Annotated in this window: 18 protein-coding genes; 11 read left to right on the top strand and 7 right to left on the bottom strand. The window is 77.0% G+C overall.

Translation table 11 applies throughout. The annotated features are described in order from the left end of the window. The first annotated feature begins 70 nt into the window (after positions 1-70). The 7 genes from ACI79C_RS21050 (at position 71) to ACI79C_RS21020 (ending at position 5,805) form a co-directional block, all read left to right on the top strand. On the top strand, positions 71-583 hold the full coding sequence (locus ACI79C_RS21050; RefSeq protein ID WP_456947640.1) for a YbaK/EbsC family protein: 513 nt from the start codon (positions 71-73) through the stop codon (positions 581-583). Between the two features lie 73 nt (positions 584-656). Beyond that, on the top strand, positions 657-1,244 hold the full coding sequence (locus ACI79C_RS21045) for a GNAT family N-acetyltransferase (protein WP_456947639.1): 588 nt from the start codon (positions 657-659) through the stop codon (positions 1,242-1,244). Next, on the top strand, positions 1,241-2,884 hold the full coding sequence (locus ACI79C_RS21040; protein ID WP_456947638.1) for a phytoene desaturase family protein: 1,644 nt from the start codon (positions 1,241-1,243) through the stop codon (positions 2,882-2,884). Before ACI79C_RS21045 ends, ACI79C_RS21040 begins: the two co-directional genes overlap by 4 nt. Further along, the gene (locus ACI79C_RS21035) at positions 2,881-3,684 is read left to right on the top strand and encodes a carotenoid biosynthesis protein (protein ID WP_456947637.1); all 804 of its coding nucleotides are present in this window, start codon (positions 2,881-2,883) and stop codon (positions 3,682-3,684) included. Before ACI79C_RS21040 ends, ACI79C_RS21035 begins: the two co-directional genes overlap by 4 nt. Further along, complete coding sequence (locus tag ACI79C_RS21030; protein WP_456947636.1) at positions 3,681-4,799, top strand: glycosyltransferase; 1,119 nt, start codon at positions 3,681-3,683, stop codon at positions 4,797-4,799. Before ACI79C_RS21035 ends, ACI79C_RS21030 begins: the two co-directional genes overlap by 4 nt. 43 nt (positions 4,800-4,842) lie before the next feature. Further along, positions 4,843-5,493, top strand: coding sequence for a flavin reductase family protein (locus ACI79C_RS21025; protein ID WP_456947635.1), 651 nt, complete (start codon positions 4,843-4,845; stop codon positions 5,491-5,493). 162 nt (positions 5,494-5,655) lie between these two features. Further along, complete coding sequence (locus ACI79C_RS21020; protein ID WP_456947634.1) at positions 5,656-5,805, top strand: hypothetical protein; 150 nt, start codon at positions 5,656-5,658, stop codon at positions 5,803-5,805. A 104-nt stretch (positions 5,806-5,909) separates the two neighbouring features. Here ACI79C_RS21020 and ACI79C_RS21015 read toward each other — a convergent pair whose 3' ends face one another. After that, positions 5,910-6,884: a carbohydrate kinase family protein gene (locus tag ACI79C_RS21015; RefSeq protein ID WP_456947633.1), complete on the bottom strand. Its 975-nt coding sequence runs from the start codon at positions 6,882-6,884 to the stop codon at positions 5,910-5,912. A gap of 92 nt (positions 6,885-6,976) precedes the next feature. Continuing rightward, the gene (locus ACI79C_RS21010; RefSeq protein ID WP_456947632.1) at positions 6,977-7,633 is read right to left on the bottom strand and encodes a CDP-alcohol phosphatidyltransferase family protein; all 657 of its coding nucleotides are present in this window, start codon (positions 7,631-7,633) and stop codon (positions 6,977-6,979) included. A gap of 54 nt (positions 7,634-7,687) precedes the next feature. Here ACI79C_RS21010 and ACI79C_RS21005 point away from each other — a divergent pair, with 54 nt between their 5' ends. Then, the gene (locus tag ACI79C_RS21005) at positions 7,688-8,497 is read left to right on the top strand and encodes a lipase family alpha/beta hydrolase (RefSeq protein WP_456947631.1); all 810 of its coding nucleotides are present in this window, start codon (positions 7,688-7,690) and stop codon (positions 8,495-8,497) included. A gap of 44 nt (positions 8,498-8,541) precedes the next feature. Here the strand turns inward: ACI79C_RS21005 and ACI79C_RS21000 are convergent, their stop codons facing one another. From ACI79C_RS21000 to ACI79C_RS20985, 4 genes are read right to left on the bottom strand one after another with little or no spacing between them, the layout of a single operon-like run. Further along, on the bottom strand, positions 8,542-9,351 hold the full coding sequence (locus tag ACI79C_RS21000; RefSeq protein WP_456947630.1) for an ABC transporter permease: 810 nt from the start codon (positions 9,349-9,351) through the stop codon (positions 8,542-8,544). Next, positions 9,348-10,268 (bottom strand): ABC transporter ATP-binding protein, encoded by a 921-nt coding sequence (locus ACI79C_RS20995; RefSeq protein WP_456947629.1) that lies wholly within the window; start codon positions 10,266-10,268, stop codon positions 9,348-9,350. The genes ACI79C_RS21000 and ACI79C_RS20995 overlap by 4 nt, the downstream gene beginning before the upstream one ends. Further along, positions 10,265-11,374, bottom strand: a complete 1,110-nt coding sequence (locus ACI79C_RS20990) for a sigma-E factor regulatory protein RseB domain-containing protein (RefSeq protein WP_456947628.1) — start codon at positions 11,372-11,374, stop codon at positions 10,265-10,267. Before ACI79C_RS20990 ends, ACI79C_RS20995 begins: the two co-directional genes overlap by 4 nt. Before the next feature lie 56 nt (positions 11,375-11,430). Further along, the gene (locus ACI79C_RS20985; RefSeq protein WP_456947627.1) at positions 11,431-12,921 is read right to left on the bottom strand and encodes a carboxylesterase/lipase family protein; all 1,491 of its coding nucleotides are present in this window, start codon (positions 12,919-12,921) and stop codon (positions 11,431-11,433) included. A 369-nt stretch (positions 12,922-13,290) separates the two neighbouring features. On the opposite strand from ACI79C_RS20985, the gene ACI79C_RS20980 reads away from it, so the two are divergent. After that, entirely contained in the window at positions 13,291-13,923 is a 633-nt protein-coding gene (locus ACI79C_RS20980) for a hypothetical protein (RefSeq protein WP_456947626.1), read from the top strand. Here the strand turns inward: ACI79C_RS20980 and metF are convergent. Further along, entirely contained in the window at positions 13,913-14,815 is a 903-nt protein-coding gene (metF, locus tag ACI79C_RS20975) for a methylenetetrahydrofolate reductase [NAD(P)H] (protein WP_456947625.1), read from the bottom strand. The genes ACI79C_RS20980 and metF overlap by 11 nt on opposite strands. A 176-nt stretch (positions 14,816-14,991) precedes the next feature. On the opposite strand from metF, the gene ACI79C_RS20970 reads away from it, so the two are divergent. Next, positions 14,992-16,119, top strand: coding sequence for a polyprenyl synthetase family protein (locus ACI79C_RS20970; RefSeq protein ID WP_456947624.1), 1,128 nt, complete (start codon positions 14,992-14,994; stop codon positions 16,117-16,119). Then, positions 16,119-16,927, top strand: an 809-nt coding sequence (gene crtI, locus ACI79C_RS20965; RefSeq protein ID WP_456947623.1) for a phytoene desaturase family protein, incomplete at its 3' end; no start/stop codon positions are given. The genes ACI79C_RS20970 and crtI, both read left to right, overlap by 1 nt.

Raw genomic sequence — 16,927 nt, 5'->3', positions numbered from 1 at the left:
CGCGCGGGAGTGGGCGAGCCGGCGCGGCAGAGGGCCAGCGGTCGGCGGGAGCCGATGGGAGGATCAGCGCATGAGCCGACCCGAGCACCCGCGGGTGGCTGCCATCGCCCGCCTCCTGGCGGAGTCCGGAGCGGCCGGGGAGGTCCGCGCCCTTCCCGACAGCGCCCGCACCGCCGGCGCGGCCGCCGCGCAGCTCGGCGTCCCCGTCGGGGCGATCGCGAACAGCCTGGTGTTCGACGTCGCCGGTGCACCCCTGCTGGTCCTGACCAGCGGCGCGCACCGGGTCGACGTCGACCGGGTCGCCACCCTCCTCGGCGTCCCCGCGGTGCGCCCGGCCTCCCCCGACTTCGTCCGCCGGCACACCGGGCAGCCCATCGGCGGGGTGGCACCGATCGGGCACCCCGAGCCGATCGGCACGCTGGTCGACGTCGAGCTGGCCCGCCACGAGCGGGTCTGGGCCGCCGCAGGCCACCCGCACGCGGTCTTCCCCACCACCTACGAGGAGCTGCTGCGGTTGACCGGCGGCACCGCGGCCGAGGTCGGCACCGGCCCCGTCACCCCGGTGGAGGTGGGATCGCCGTGACCGGGCGCGCGCGGTCCCGCACGGGCGGACCACCCCCGGCTCCGGGGACGACGAGGGCCGAGGAGGAGGCACCGTGACCGGCACGACCCCCGCCACGCGGGTCACCGAGCTGCCCACCGGGTGGCTGCGCGACCACATGCACGAGGCCCTGGCCATCTACGGCGCGGCGATGGGCTACGCGCCGTCGGTCGTGGCCGGGCGCTACGGCTACGCCGTCCAGCACACCGAGCGCGCCGGGTTCCGGGCCGTCGGCGGCTTCGTCGCCACCCCGGAGGGCGAGCAGCTGGTCGGGTTCGGCTACGGCTACCTGGTCGCCCCCGGCCAGTGGTGGCACGACCAGGTGCGGGCGGCGCTGGACCGGCGGACCGCCAAGCGGTGGCTGCCCGGGGCCTTCGAGGTCTGCGAGCTGCACGTCCACCCCGACCACCAGAGCCGCGGGCTGGGCCGGCAGCTGCTGCACGCCCTGCTGGCCGACCTGCCCCACCCCGCGGCGCTGCTGTCCACCCCCGACAGCGACACCAAGGCCTTCCGGCTGTACCACGCCGACGGCTTCGTCGACCTGGCCCGCAACCACCACTTCCCCGGCGACTCCCGCCCGTTCGCGATCCTCGGCGCCCGCCTGCCGCTGCGACCCCCGCCCCCGCGCACCGACGCGCGGTGACCGACGGCGACACCCCCGTCGACGCCGTCGTCGTCGGCGCCGGGCACAACGGGCTGGTCGCGGCCTGCTACCTGGCCCGCGCCGGCCTGCGGGTCGAGGTCGTCGAGCGCGACGAGGTGCTCGGCGGGGCGGTCTCCACGGTGGAGCGGTGGCCCGGCGTCCGCGTCGACCGCGGCTCCAGCGCGCACGTGATCATCCGGCAGAGCGGCATCGTCGAGGAGCTGGACCTGGCCGCGCACGGCCTGCGCTACGTCGACTGCGACCCCTGGGGCTTCGCCCCCGCCCCGGTCCCCGGCGACCCCGGCCCGGACGGGCGCCCCCTGGTCTTCTCCGTCGACCTGGCGGCCACCTGCGCCTCGATCGCGGCGGCGTGCGGGCCCGACGACGCCGACGCCTACCGCCGCTTCGTCGAGGTCTGGGCACCCCGCAGCCGCGCGGTCGTGGCCTCCTTCGCACGGCGGCCCAGCCCCGCGGGCCTGCTCCGGTCGTTCTGGCCGCTGGGTGCCCCCACCCAGGGCCGGCCGCGCACCTCCGGTGGCGACCTCGCCGTGGACTTCCTGGGCTCGGGCGACGCGCTGCTCGACCGGTGGTTCCGCAGCGAGCGGCTCAAGGCGGCGCTGGCCTGGTTCGGCGCGCAGTCCGGCCCCCCGGTCAGCGAGCCGGGCACCGCGGCGATGGTCGCCTGGGCGACGCTGCTGCACGACGTCCCGCCCGGCCACCCGGTCGGCGGCTCCGGTGGGCTCACGCAGGCGCTGCGCCGGCGGCTGGAGGCCGACGGCGGGCGGGTCACCCTGGGCGACGGCGCGGCGCGGCTGCTCGTCGAGGGCGGCCGGGTCGCCGGCGTGCAGACGACGTCCGGACGGTGCGTCCGCGCCCCGGTCGTGGTCGCCGCGTGTCACGTGCTGGAGACCCGCGACCTGGCCGGCGGGTCCGCCCCGCCCGCGCTCGCCGACGCCGACCCGCCGCTGGGCAACGGCTTCGGCCTGGTGGTGCGCGCCCTCACCGACGCCCCGCCGGCCTATCCGGGCGTCGCGGCCGCCGAGGCGCTCGGCGGCCTCCAGTTGCTGTGCACCGACCGCGCGCAGCTGGCTGCCGCCGCCGGCGACTGGCGGGCCGGCCGGCTGCCCCGGGAGCCGGTGCCGCTGGCGATGTGCTTCTCCGCCACAGACGACACCCTCGCCCCGCCCGGCCGGCACGTGGTCACCGTCTGGGGGCAGTGGTACCCCTACGCGCTCGCCGACGGCGCCGACTGGGACTCCCTGGCCGAGTCGGAGGCCGCCCGGCTGGTCGCGTCCGTCGACCGCTTCGCCCCCGGCTTCGCCGCCTCGGTACAGCGGCTGTACGTCCAGACGCCGGTGCTGCTGGAACGGGAACTGTCCCTGCTGCGTGGCAACGTCATGCACGTGGAGATGGGGCTGGCCAGCATGTTCGGCTTCCGCCCCACCCCCGCCCTGTCCGCCCACCGCGTCCCGGGGCTACCGGGCCTGTACCTGGCGGGCGCCTCGACCCACCCGGGCGGCGGCGTCTCGGGCAACTCCGGGCGGACGGCGGCGCGGGTGGTCCTCGCCGACCGCGGGCGAGCGGCCCGCGGCCGGGCGGCACTGACCCGCGCGGCCGGCCGGCTGCGGAGCCGCCGGTGACCGGGCCTGCGCTGACGCGGTCGCGCGGCACGGCGGCGGTCCTGCCGTGGGCGCTGGCCGGGCTGCTCGTCCTCGTCGCGATCGCCTACCCGCTGACCGACGGCGGCGCGCGGAACACCGTCAGCTGGACCATCGTGCTGCTGGGCGCGGCCCTCTCGGTGGGCCACGCCGCGGCCAGCCGGGGGACGCGGGCCGGCGCCGCGGTCCTGCTGCTGGTCGGCGTCACGGCGGTGGTGTTCGAGGCGGTCGGGCTGGCCACCGGCGTCCCCTACGGGCAGTACACCTACAGCGACGACCTCGGCCCGACGCTGCTCGGCGTCCCGTTCCTGGTCCCGCTGGCCTGGCTCATGATGGCCTGGCCCAGCTGGCTGCTGGCCCGCCGGCTGACCGCCGGGGTCCGGCCGCCGCGGCGCCGTCCGGCCCGCGTGGCGGTCGCCGCCGCCGTCTTCGCCGGCTGGGACGTCGTGCTCGACCCGCAGATGGTCCAGGCCGGGTACTGGACGTGGGCGCACCCGCGGCCGTCCCTGCCCGGCATCGACACGGTGCCGCTGACCAACCTGGCCGGCTGGCTGCTGGCCGGCCTGGTGCTGATGACGATGCTGGACCTGCTGGTCTCCGGCGCGCCGGCGCGGATCGGCGACGGCGCCCCGCTGCTGGCCCTGGCCTGGATGACCCTGGGCGGCGCGCTGGCCCACGCCGGCTGGCTGGACCTGCCCGGGTCGGCGGCGTGGGGGGTCGTCCTCGCCGTCCCGGTGCTGGCCACCCTGGCGGTGCAGGCCCGGCGGGCGCGGTCGCGGTGAGCGGCCCGGGAGTGCGCGCCCTCTCCGGGGTGGCGGTCGCCGAGGCGCTGCACGCGGCCCTCAACGCGGCGCTGCTGCATCGGCCGCCGTCCTCCCCGCCCCCGGTGCGCCGCCCGGTCACCGTGGTCCTGCCGGTCCGCGACGAGGAGGCGCAGGTCGGCGGCTGCCTGGCCGCGGTCCTGGCCCAGGAGGGCGTGCCCGACCTGCGGGTGGTCGTCGTCGACGACGGCTCGACCGACGGGACGGCCGCGGTGGTCCGGTCGGTGCCCGATCCCCGCGTCCGGCTGGTCCCCGCCCCGGAGCCGCCGCCGGACTGGCTGGGCAAGCCGCACGCGTGCGCGGTCGGTGCCGCGGCCGTGGGCGGGTGCGATGGCGACACCGACGACGTGCTGGTCTTCCTCGACGCCGACGTCCGGCTGTTCCCGGACGCGCTCGCCTCGGCGGTGGCCCTGCTCGACGCCGCCGGCCTGGACCTCGTGTCCCCCTGGCCGCGTCCGGTGACGGGGACCGCGGCCGAACGGCTGGTGCAACCGCTGGGTCCGTGGCTGTGGATGACGACGCTGCCGGTGCGGCTGGCCGAGCGCTCGCCGCGCCCGTCGCTGGCGGCGGCCAACGGCCAGTTCCTCGTCCTGCGGCGGACGGCGTACGAGCGGGCCGGCGGGCACGGCGCCGTGCGCGGCGAGGTCATCGAGGACGTCGCGCTCGCCCGGGCGGTCAAGCGGACCGGCGGGCGGACGGCGCCCGTCGACGGGTCCCGGCTGGCCGCCTGCCGCATGTACGAGGGCTGGTCCGCGCTGCGGGCGGGCTACGACAAGTCGCTGTGGGCCTCGGTCGGCGGGTCGCCGGGGGCGAGCGCGGTGGCCGCGGCCGGCCTGACCGCGGTCGCCGTGCTGCCGGCCCTGGCCGCCCTGCGCGGCTCCCGCGCGGGCCTGCTGGGCTACGCGGCCGGCGTCGCGGGGCGGGCGGTGTCGGCCGCGGTCACCGGCAGCCGGGTGTGGCCGGACTCGCTGGCCCACCCGGTGTCGGTGCTGCTGTTCGACGCCCTGATGGCCTCGTCGCTCGCCGCCCGACGGCGCGGGACGCTCGCCTGGCGCGGCCGCCGCCTGCCCTCCTGATCCCCGCTCGGCCGACCGACCGGTGCTCGGCGAGGATGGCCGGGTGACCAGCCCGGATGCCCGCGTCCCGTTCGACCCGGCCGCCATGGACAGCGGCGCCTTCTACCGGGTGCTCAACTCGGTGGTGGTGCCCCGGCCGATCGCCTGGGTGACCAGCCGCTCGGCCGAGGGCGTGGTGAACCTGGCGCCGCACTCCTTCTACACCGTCGCCTGCGTGGACCCGCCGGTCGTGCAGTTCACCTCGGTCGGCCGCAAGGACTCGCTGCGCAACGTCGAGGCCACCGGCGAGTTCACCGTCAGCCTGACCCCGGAGGAGCTGTTCGAGCAGGTGAACGCCACCGGGACGGACTTCCCGCACGGGGTGAGCGAGGCCGAGGAGTGCGGCGTCCGGCTCGAGCCCGGGGAGCGGGTCTCGGTGCCCCGGGTGGCGGAGTCCCCCGTGGCGGTGGAGTGCACGCTGCACTCGACGCTGCGGCTGGGCGACAGCACCGTCGTCTTCGGCCGGGTGCAGCTGATCAGCGTGCGGGAGAGCGCGGTCCGCGACGGGCGACCGCGGATCGAGGAGCTCAGGCCGCTGGCCCGGCTCGGCGGCAACGAGTGGTCGACCATCGGCGAGGTCAAGGAGATCCGGCGGATCGCCTACCGCCGGTGGGCCGAGGACCCCACGATCGGCGAACAGCTCCGGGAGGGCTGAGGGGGAGGGCCACGGCGGTCCACGCCCGGTCCGACGGGCGGCGCCGGCGCGCCCGATGAGGGACCAAAGGCCCTTGGATCGTACACAGCAGACGGATGAGCATCCTGTCTCATCCGAGACGATCCGGTCTCGCGTCGGGTGAGACGAGCCCGGGAGGAAGCGATGAGCTGGTTCCGGACCGCCGTGGTGGGTGTCGTCGTCGCGACAGCAGTGCTCCTCAACCCCGGGGCGGCGGCTGCGAACAGCAGCGACGCCGCGCCGCAGCACTGCGAGCAGATGTGGATCTGGTGGATCCCCTTGCCGTGCCTGTAGCCGGGCCTGCGGACCGGGCTCGACGGGCTCCCCGGCCGGGACACGGGGCGGCTCGGGGGCGGTACCGGCATCCGGTGCCGGTGCGGTCCCGGAGGACCGCGGTGTCAGGGCAGGTGGGCGGCGACCTCGTCGGCGGCGTCGGCCCCGAAGGCGTCGGCGAACCGCTCGAGGAAGGGCTGCCGCTGCAGGGAGTACTCCTGCGTGCCGATGACCTCGACCGCCTCGGTGGCCACCGCCGAGCCGAGCTGGGTGGCCCGCTCCAGGCCCAGCCCCCACATCCGGCCGGCGATGAACCCGGCCCGCAGCGCGTCGCCGCCGCCGGTCGGCTCGACCGGCTTGGTCTCGGGCACGGCGATCACCGAGATGGGGTCGCTGTCGACCTGCCGCACCAGCACGCCCTCGGCGGCCCGGGTCGTCACCCACACCCCCACGCGGGCGAGCACCTCCTCGGCGGTCCAGCCGGTCTTCTGCAGCAGCAGCGCCGCCTCGTACTCGTTGGTGAACAGCAGCTCGGCGCCGTCCACCAGCTCGCGGATCATCTCGCCGTCGGCCCAGGCCAGCTGCTGGCTCGGGTCGGCGGCGAAGGGGAAGCCGCGGTCGCGGCACTCCTGGGTGTGGCGCACCATCGCGGTCGGGTCGTTGGGGCCGACGACGACGAGGTCCGGCGTCCCCACCCGGGAGGCGACCGGGCCCAGCTCGATGGACGACGCCTCGCTCATCGCACCCGAGTAGAACGACGCGATCTGGTTGTTCACCGCGTCGGTGGTGCAGACGAACCGTGCGGTGTGCTTGAGCTCGGACCAGTGCACGCTGGCGGTGTCCACCCCGTGCCGCGCCAGCCAGGCGTCGTAGTCGGCGAAGTCGCTGCCGACGGCGCCCACCAGCACCGGCCCCACGCCGAGCAGGCCCAGGCCGTAGGCCATGTTCGCGCCGGCCCCGCCCCGGTGCTGCACCAGGTCGTCGACGAGGAAGGACAGCGAGACGTTCTCCAGCTGCCCCTCGACGAACTGCTCGGTGAACTTCCCGGGGAAGGTCATCAGGTGGTCGGTGGCGATGGAGCCGGTGACGACGACGGGCACGGGGGTCGCTCCCTCGGAGGCGGTGGCGGCCCGCGCGAGTCGGGTCCGGGCTGGGCAGGACAACCTTAGGTGGCCGCCCGCGGCTGCGCCGGTCAGTCCGCCAGCGCCCGGTGCAGGGAGGACGCCAGCTGTCCCACGCCGACCACCCCGAGCAGGCAGCCGACGGCCGTGCCGGCGGTGACCACCGGGGCCGCGGCGACCAGGCCGGACAGCACTCCCGCGCCCCCGAGGGTGAAACCGGTCATCGCCACCCGCGTCGGCCGCTCCCAGACCGAGATCGTCCCGGTCTCGGCCACGCCCGCCTGCCCGGCGCGGGCGCGCAGGTAGTCCGGGAGCCAGCACAGTCCGCCGAACGCCGCGGCCAGCCAGCCGGGGGCTCCGGCCACCCAGAGCGCCGCGGCGAAGGCGGCCTCGCTGAGCCGGTCGACGGCCGAGTCGAGCACGAAGCCGCGGCGGGAGGCGCGGCCGGTGCTGATCGCCAGCGCGCCGTCCACCGAGTCCAGGACGGCCGAGACGCCGACCAGCGGTCCGGCCAGGACCAGCCACGGACCGCCGGCCGCCGCCGGGACGACCGCGGCGACCGCCACCGCCAGCCCGAGCGCGGTGGCCACGACCGGGGGCAGCCCGGCCAGCGGACGGGCGATCGCGTAGGCGGCCGACAGCCAGCCGCGGACCAGCCGGCTCTGCGCGGGATCGGTCCCGCCGTGCCAGGCCGACCAGGCGGCCAGGTACTCCTCGCGGCTCAGCACGCCCGCAGTCCACCAGGACGGCACGAGCCCGGCGAGAGCAGGGACAGTGGGAGGGTGCTCGCCGGTCTCTCCCCCGCCCGGCGCCGCCTCGTCCTGGCGGTGCTGGCCCTCGTCGTCGTCGCCGCCCTCGCCGCCGGCGTGACCCTGCTGGTGGGCCGGTCGTCGGGAGCCGCGGACGGGCCGGTGTCCCAGGAGGAGCCGGGCCCGGTGCTGCTGGTCCCCGGCTACGGCGGGTCCACCGCGTCGCTGCAGCCCCTGGCCGACCGGCTCACCGCGGAGGGCCGCGACGCCACCGTCGTCGCCGTGCCCGGGGACGGCACCGGCGACCTCACCGCCTCCGCCGACGTCCTGGGCGAGACGGCCGACGCCGCGCTGGAGCGCACCGGCGCGGACAGCGTCGACGTCGTCGGCTACTCGGCGGGCGGGGTGATCGCGCGGCTCTGGGTGGCCGACGGGGGCGCGGACGTGGCCCGCCGGGTGGTCACCCTCGGCTCACCGCACCACGGCACCACCCTCGCCGACCTGGCCCGGTCGATCGCGCCGTCCCAGTGCCCGGTGGGCTGCCAGCAGATGTCGACCGGGAGCGAGCTGATCGCGCAGCTCAACGCCGGGGACGAGACCCCGGAGGGCCCGACCTGGGTCTCCATCTGGACCGCGCAGGACGAGACGGTCACCCCGCCGGACTCCGCCCGCCTCGAGGGCGCGGTGAACCTGCCGGTGCAGTCGGTGTGCCCCGACGCCCGGCTCGGCCACGGCGACCTGCCGCGGGACCCGCTCGTGCAGGCGATGGTCCTCGCCGAGCTGGCGCCCGGGGACCCGGTCGCGCTCGGCCCGGACGACTGCGCCCCCCTCGGCGGGGGATGAGCGGAGGAGATCCGTGCGCGTGAGCCGGACGGATGCCCTCGGCCTCAGCTGGTGACGTCCTTGGTGGTGAAGTTGGCCCACGCCGCAGCGAGCAGCACGCCGACGTAGACGCCCTGCAGCGTGAGGCCCCGGACGACGTCCCGCCACAGGATCGGGTCGCGGAAGAGGTCGACGAACGCCAGCCAGTAGCGCGTGGGCAGGTAGGGCGCGATCGGCGAGGCCGCGTCGAGGGTGAACAGCAGCGAGGAGGCGACCAGCACGGCCAGGGCGCCGAGGGCGGCGGCCAGCGGCGAGTCGGTCAGCGTGGAGAAGAACAGCCCGAACGCGGCGACCCCGAGCATCGAGACGGTGACGTAGCCGATGGCCATCCCGCTCCGGCCGAGCAGCTCCTCCTCGGACAGCGACGTGCCCGACACCGACGTCCCCCCGGCCGGCTGGGCGTCGAACAGCGTCGCCCCGACGACGTAGCCGACGGCCGCCACCACCAGCACGGTCACGAGGACGAAGGCGATCACCGCGACCAGCTTGGCGACCAGCAGCCGGGTGCGGCCGGCCGGGCGGGCGAGCAGGTAGCGCAGCGTCCCGGCCTGCGCCTCACCGGCGACCGAGTCCCCGGCGACGACGGCCACGGCGATCGGGAGGAACAGCGGCAGCACGATCGCCAGCGCGGCGAGGGGGAACAACGTCCCGTTGGTCAGGACGGCGGACAGGAACGGCGGCCCCTCGCCCGGCCGGGGCGCGAGGTCGGTGAGCACCAGCAGCACCGCCACCAGCACCGGCAGCGCGTTGAGGACGGCGATCGTCGTCCAGGTCCGCGGTCGCCGGAACAGCTTGCGCAGCTCGACGAGGATCACCGCGCCGCCTCCACCCGGTCGGGGCTGGCCCCCGCCGCGGCGAGGACCACCTCCTCCAGCGTGGGGCGGTCCAGCGCGAGGCCGGTCACGGGCACGCCCGCGCCGACCAGCTGCGCGTTGACCTCGGCGGGGTCCTCGCCCCGGACGACGACCCGCGTCCCGTCGACGGCCAGCACCCGCCCGTCGAGCAGCGCCCGCACCCGCTCCGGAGCCGGGGTGTGGACCACGGTCGCCCCGGTGGGTGCGGTCAGGGTCGCCAGGTCGTCCTGCAGCACGACGCGCCCCCGGTCGAGGACGCCGACCCGGGTGCACAGCTGCTCGACCTCGGCCAGCAGGTGGCTGGAGAGGAACACCGTCGTCCCGCCGCGGTGCAGGTCCAGCAGCAGCTCGCGGATCTCGGAGATGCCCTGCGGGTCCAGGCCGTTGGTGGGCTCGTCGAGGACCAGCAGCTCCGGCCGCCGCAGCAGGGCGCCGGCCAGCCCGAGCCGCTGGCGCATGCCCAGCGAGTAGGCCTTGACCGGCCGCCGGTCGACGCCGGCCAGGCCGACCTGCTCGAGCACCTCCTCGATCCGGCGGCGGCGGGTGCGCCGGGACCCGCCGGGACCCGCGGCGTCGAGCAGCGCGAGGTTGGCCCGGCCGGAGAGGTGCCCGTGGTGGGCCGGCCCCTCGATGAGGGCGCCCACCCGCGGCAGCACCCGCCGGGCGGCGCGCGGCATCCGCTGCCCGAGCAGTTCCACGTTGCCGCTGGTGGGCAGCACCAGGCCCAGCAGCATCCGGACCGTGGTGGTCTTCCCCGAGCCGTTCGCGCCGAGGAAGCCGTAGACGTCCCCCTCCTGCACGTCCAGGTCGATGCCGTCGACCGCGCGGACCCGGCCGTAGCGCTTGACCAGCCCCCGCGTGCGGATCACCACGGTCACGGCTGCGCTCCCCCGGGGAGCTGCCGGGCGGCCTCGGCGAGGGCGTCGAGGGTCACCGTCCCGGTGAGGACGTGGGCGCCGCGTCCGGGCGCGTCGACCAGCATCAGCCCCAGCGGGCCGGCGGCCACCCGCAGGCCCAGCTCGTCGACCACGGCGTCCGGGCTGACCCGCAGGGCCTGCCGGAGGCCGGCGGCCAGCCGCGGCGGGACCGGCGCGACCGCCAGCAGCGTCACGCCGCGGCCGTACACCCCCACCGCCGCCGGCACCCCCTCCAGGGAGCGGCGGGGCAGCCCGGCCAGCGCCGGCGGCAGCGGCCCGGTCGGCGTCCGCCGGCCCGCCTCGCGGATCAGCTCGTCGGTGTCCGGCGCCTCGGCCACCGTGGCGCCCGGCGGCGGGGTGAAGGCCACCACCGACGCCGGGGGCACGGTGAGGTCCAGGTCGAGGAAGCGGGTGTCCAGGGCCGGGTCGCTCGCGCCCTCGGCGAAGACCTCGACCTGCAGGGGCAGACCGCTGGCCGGGTCGACCCAGACGTCGACCCGGCCGACCGACGACGCGGCGTCCGCGGGGACCAGCCGCAGGCCGAGGGCGTCCCGGCCGGCGACTCGGCGTGCGCCGGCGCGGGACACCTCCTCGTCGGTGGCCTCCGACAGCAGCCGCCGGCCCAGCGGCGCCGGCAGCAGGTCCGGCGGGGTGGGCAGCGTGAGGGACGACGGCTCGCCGCGGGTGGCGGTCGCGGACTCGTACTCCCAGGTCCAGGTGCCGCAGGGCGCGCGGTACACCCCGGTCTCCCCGGCGGCGGTGACGACGTCGACCCGGTGCTCCTCGGGTCCGCGCCACCAGGCCCGCATGGTCGTGCGGTCGCTGAACAGGTCGGCCACGGCGGGGAGCACCTCGGAGACCGGCAGCGCCAGCCCGCCCGCGGAGACCGCGTAGCCCGAGAACCCGACGCCGGCGCTGGCCAGCACCGCGGCGCGCAGGTCGGCCGCCGGCACGTCGGCGTCGTCCGCCGGCAGCGCCCCGACGATCGACGGCAGCGCGACCAGGCCGGCGACGAGCACCGCGACCGCCGTCCAGCGCCGCATCGCCCCGTGCGCGCGTGCGGTCATGCGGTAACGGTACGTGCGCGTCTCCCCTACCGCGGCCCCGTCGCGGTGCGGCCGGGCTACCGGACGCCGTCCCAGAGCGCGCGCTGCTCCGGCCGGGGGTCGGGGACCACCGCGGTGAGCTCACCGAAGGCCTGCACCGGGCGGGTGGTCAGGTCGTACGCGGGCCAGCCCGGGTCCCCGGTGCGCACGAACGCCACCCACGCGGCGTGCACGGCGTCGGCCAGGTGCTGCGGTGCCGCGGGCCCGGCCAGCGGCTCCACGCCGTCGGTGGCCAGGGTGTCGAAGACGAAGGCGATCTCCAGCGCGTGACAGGCCGCGAGCCGCCCGCCGAACTGGGGGCTGGGCCAGGTGAACTCGTACACGAAAGTCCGGCCGGGCCCGCCGGCCCGCGCCTCGGCGAGCCGGACCGCCGGGATCCGGAAGAACCAGTCGGTGGCGGCCTTGACCAGCAGGTCGCCGGGCGTGGCCGTGAGGGCACCGGCCCGGTAGACGTCGAGCGCCGCGTCCACCGGCAGCCCGTAGCCGCTCAGCAGCAGCCGCAGCAGGTCCTCGGTCACCAGGTCGACGAACCCGTTGGGGACGAGGAAGAGGGCGTGCTCGTCGGTGTTGGAGCCCACCAGCAGGTCGACGCGGGCGCCTGCACCGGCGGCGACCGCCTCGACGGGCAGGGACGGGAGGACCTCGCCGTCGACCACCGGCTCGAAGACCATCGAGTTCAGCGTGATCTCGCCCCAGCGCGCCGGGTCGGGCGCCACGGCGGCCTCCTGCGACAGCGTCTGCTGGGCCGCCAGCAGGTCCGGGATCGGCACCGCGGCCAGCGCCTCCCGGGTCAGCGGCAGGCCGAGCCGCTCGGCCAGGTAGCCGGCCACCCGGCGCGCCGTCCCCGCGGACAGGGCGTGGTGGCCGGCGCCGCTCTGCGCCACCGCGCGGCGGAACAGCCCCGCGGCGCGGGGCATCGACAGCAGCGACGTCACGCTCATCGCCCCCGCGGACTCCCCGGCGACGGTCACCTGGTCCGGGTCGCCACCGAACGCCGCGATGTTGTCGCGCACCCACTCCAGGGCCGCGACCTGGTCCAGCAGCCCGCGGTTGGCCGGGCCGCCGTCGTCGAAGTGCAGGAAACCGTCGACGCCGAGCCGGTAGTTGATCGTCACGCAGACGACGCCGTCCCGGGCGAACGCGGTGCCGTCGTACTGCGGCACCGCCCCCGAGCCGTTGACGAAGGCACCGCCGTGGATCCACACCAGCACCGGCAGGCCGCCGGCGCCGGGGTCCGGCGTCCAGACGTTGAGGTTGAGCACGTCCTCACCCGGCACCACCGGCTCGGGCAGCAGCAGGTCGACCGGCGCGGGATAGGGCGGCTTCGGCGCCGTCGGGCCGTAGGCGGTGCAGTCGCGGACGCCCTCCCAGGGCGGCGCCGGCACCGGCGCGGCGAACCGCAGGTCGCCGAACGGCGGCGCGGCGTACGGGATGCCCTTGAAGGCGACGACCGGGCCGCTGGCCGTGCCGCGGACCGTTCCTGACGTGGTGGTGACCTCGAGCTGCACCTTCCGAGGTCTAACGGACCGGCGTCCCGGCGGCGACCCGAGCCCGGGCGGCCGGTCGTGGTCGCTGAGCGGATCCGGCCGACCATCGGATCCGAGCGCGGCAGCTCGACCGGCCGGGAGGCGTTCCCGCGGGGACGCCCTCGGAACACCTCGACGCTGGGCGTCGTGTCCGGGAGCGAGGGCTCCGTCCGGCCACGGTGGGCGGCGCAGGAGCACCGCCGCGGCAACTCGTGCTCTGAGTGCGCCGCGCACGCAGAGCACGACCGTGCCGGAACGCCGTCCCGGAGTCCGGCGCGCACGTCACGTATGCACCGACCGACGTATGCACCGACCGCATCGGCGGGTAGTGCGCCTGGCATGGCACCTCCGATGAGCGACGCGGTCGTCGTCGACGTCCTGCGCCGGGTCGACCGGCTGACCGCTCCGCTGGTCCGCCGCCTGGGGCGGCCGCCGGCGCTGTCCCCGGCGGCTCGCGACCGGTGGTGGGCCGACCGGGCCTCCCGCGTCGCCGCCGGGGTCAGTGCCGCGCCGCGCTTCGCCGGCAAGCTCGCCGACCTCCTGCCGCTGCAGAACACCGTCGGGGCGGCCGTGCAGGCCCTCGTCGTCGGCGGGGTGGCGACCGAGCACGGGGTGACCGACCCCGCCGAGCGGGTGTCGCTGCTGGCCTCCGTGCTGCTCGGCCGCGACCTGCCCACCGAGCGGGTCCGGCCGCTGCTGGCGCGGGCGCGGGGCACCTACCGCGAGGAGGCGTTCGGCGCGCGCGAGGAGCGCGCCGGCGTCCTGGGCAACCTCCGCACGCTGTGGCGGGTCGCCCGCCTGCTCGGCCGCATCGACGACACCCTCGACGCCCGTCCGAAGGGCAAGCTGCGGCACCGGTTCCTCGCCAACCTGCCGGTGGTCGGCGTGTTCGGCGGGTACGCGGCCGAGCGGGAGGCGCTGCGCCGGGCGGCGGGTGCGGCCGCCGCGGCCCTGGAGCCCGAGCCGGCCCGGCTCAGCGAGTAGCGCCGACCGCGGTCAGGTTGGCGTGCACCTCGCGGGTCGCCGTGGACCGGTTCATGGTGATGAAGTGGATGCCGGGCACCCCCTCGTCGAGCAGCGTCCGGCACAGCTCGGTGGCCACCTCGACGCCGTAGGCGCGGACGGCGGCCTTGTCCTCGGGGCGGTCGCCGTCGAGCTCGGCGAAGCGGGTGGCCAGCTCCTCGGGGAAGGCCTGGCCCGACAGCTGGACGATGCGGGCGATCTGCCGGGCGTTGGTCACGGGCATGACCCCCGCGATGACCGGCACGTCGCACCCGCGGGCGGCGACCCGGTCGCGCAGCCGCAGGTAGTCCTCGGGTCGGAAGAACATCTGGGTGATCGCGAAGTCGGCCCCGGCGCGGCACTTGCGGACGAACATCTCGACGTCGGTCTCGAAGTCCGGCGAGCGCGGGTGCCGCTCGGGGAAGGCCGCCACCCCGACGCAGAAGTCGCCCATCGACCGGATGAGCCCCACCAGCTCCGCGGCGTAGGTCAGCCCCTGCGGGTGCGCGACCCACTCCGCCTGCGGGTCGGCGCCGGGCGGGTCGCCGCGCAGCGCGAGCAGGTTGCGCACGCCGGCGGCGGCCAGTCGGCTCACCACGTGCCGCAGCTCGGCGACGCTGTGGTCGACGGCGGTCAGGTGCGCCAGCGGGGTCATGGTGGTCTCGGTGGCGATCCGCTCGGTGACCGAGACCGTGCCCTCGCGGGTCGAGCCGCCGGCGCCGTAGGTGACCGACACGAACGACGGCTGCAGTCGCTCGAGCTGCCGCAGCGCCGTCCACAGCTGGTCGGCGCCCTCGGGGGTCTTGGGCGGGAAGAACTCGAACGACCACGTCGGCCGTGCGGTGGCGAGCAGGTCTCGCACGGTGCGGGTCATGGGGACCGAGGATACGGACGCGGATCCCGCGTCGGTCTGCATCCGCCCGGTGTCGTCCGGGCGAAGAGGGCGTGGCAGGCGCCCACGCCCGGATCGAGGAGGCTGGTCCGTTGACGCTGGTACAGCACCCCCCGCCGCCCGCGCAGGCCGCCGCGAGGGCAGGGGATACTTGGGCGATGATCGCCGGGGCGCGCAGGCGCGAGTCGACCGCCCTCCCCCCGGCCCCGTCGCCGGCCGCCGCGGAGCTCGGCCGTGTCCGCGACGCGGTCTGGACCGCGCTCGCGGGTTTCCTCGACGTCCAGCGGGAGACGCTGGCCGCGATGGACCCGGCGCTGGTGACCGTCGCGGACGAGGTCCGGGCCGTGGCCGACGGCGGCAAGCGGCTGCGCCCGCTGTTCGCCTACTGGGGCTGGCGCGGGGTCCGCGCCGAGGGCCCGGCCGAGGACGACGCCGCGGTGCTGCGGGCGGTCGCCGCGCTGGAGTTCGTGCACGCCAGCGCCCTGGTGCACGACGACGTCATGGACGGCGCCCTGACCCGCCGGGGCCGCCCGGCCACCCACGTCGGCTTCGCCACCCGGCACGGCGAGGGCCGGCTGACCGGTGACGGCGAGGCGTTCGGGGTCGGCGCCGCGATCCTCGTCGGCGACCTGGCGCTGGTGTGGTCCGACGAGCTGCTGCGCCGCTCGGGCCTCTCCCCCGCCGCGCTCGGCCGGGCCCGGGCCGTCTGGGACACGATGCGCACCGAGGTCACCGCCGGCCAGTACCTGGACCTGTTGCGCGCCGCCGGGGGGCTGCCGGGCGCGCAGGGGGCGCTCACCGTCGCCCGGTACAAGAGCGCCGGCTACACCGTGCAGCGGCCGCTGCAGCTGGGCGCGGCCATCGCCGGCGCCGAGGCGTGGGCCGCCGACGTCTACACCGCCATCGGGCTGCCGCTCGGCGAGGCGTTCCAGCTGCGCGACGACGTCCTCGGGGTGTTCGGCGACCCGGCGGTGACCGGCAAGTCGGCCGACGACGACCTGCGCGAGGGCAAGCAGACGCTGCTGGTGGCGCTGACCGAGGAGGCCACGGACGCCGAGGGACGCCGGCTGCTGGCCGAGCTGCTCGGCAACCCCGACGCCACCCCCGCCGACTTCGACGCGCTCCGCGACCTGATGGAGGTCACCGGCGCCCGCGCGCAGGTCGAGGAGCGCATCGCCGACCGCACGGCGCTGGCCCGGACGGCGATCGCCGAGGCCCCGCTGGCCGAGGACGCCCGCGCCGCGCTGGACGCGCTCGCGGTGGCCGCGACCAGCCGCACCGCCTGATGGTCCGCACCGTCCCCGGGCCGACCGACCGCGTGGTCGTCGTCGGCGCCGGCCTGGCCGGGCTGTCGGCGGCGCTGCGGCTGCGCGGCGCCGGCCGCGAGGTCACCGTGGTCGAGCGCGGGCCCGGCCCCGGCGGCCGGGCGGGGCGGGTCGAGGAGCGCGGCTACGCCCTGGACACCGGCCCCTCGGTGTTCACCGCGCCGGAGCTGGTCGCCGACACCCTCGCCGCGGTCGGCGAGAAGCTCGACGACCGGCTGACCCTGGTGCCGCTGGAGACGACCTACCGGGCGCAGTTCGCCGACGGCTCGCACCTGGACGTGCACGCCGACGTCGACGCCTTCGCCGCGGAGGTCGAGGCGCTGTGCGGGCCGGCCGAGGCCGCCGCGCTGCGCCGCTACCTCGCCGACCTGGCCACCCTCTACCGGCTGCAGCTGGACACCTTCATCGACCGCAACCTCGACACCCCGCTGGACCTGCTCGGGCCCGAGCTGGTCGCCCTCGTCCGGCGGGGCGGCTTCGGCCGGCTGTCCACCCACGTCGCCCGGTTCTTCACCGACGACCGGCTGCGCCGGCTGTTCAGCTTCCAGGCCCTGTACGCGGGGGTCAGCCCGTACCGGGCGATCGCCGCCTACGCGGTCATCGCGCAGCTGGACATCGGCGCCGGCGTGTGGCACCCGGTGGGCGGGATCGCCGCCGTCCCCCGGGCCCTGGGGGGGGGCGCGGGCGCCGCCGGGGGCGCCCTACGCTACCGCACGGCCCGCGCCCCCCGCGTCCGCTCCCCGCGCCGGGGGACCGGCGTGGTTGTGGA

It is taken from the genome of Geodermatophilus sp. SYSU D00697 (genome assembly GCF_054050175.1).
The sequence above is the reverse complement of the archived record's forward strand: the minus strand, read 5'-3'. Positions and strand labels throughout refer to the sequence as shown.

Coding starts and splice junctions, on each gene's coding strand:
- ACI79C_RS21050 (WP_456947640.1), top strand. CDS start 71: ATGAGCCGACCCGAGCACCCGCGGGTGGCTGCCATCGCCCGCCTCCTG.
- ACI79C_RS21020 (WP_456947634.1), top strand. CDS start 5,656: ATGAGCTGGTTCCGGACCGCCGTGGTGGGTGTCGTCGTCGCGACAGCA.
- ACI79C_RS20990 (WP_456947628.1), bottom strand. CDS start 11,374: ATGACCGCACGCGCGCACGGGGCGATGCGGCGCTGGACGGCGGTCGCG.
- ACI79C_RS20980 (WP_456947626.1), top strand. CDS start 13,291: ATGAGCGACGCGGTCGTCGTCGACGTCCTGCGCCGGGTCGACCGGCTG.
- metF (WP_456947625.1), bottom strand. CDS start 14,815: ATGACCCGCACCGTGCGAGACCTGCTCGCCACCGCACGGCCGACGTGG.
- ACI79C_RS20970 (WP_456947624.1), top strand. CDS start 14,992: ATGATCGCCGGGGCGCGCAGGCGCGAGTCGACCGCCCTCCCCCCGGCC.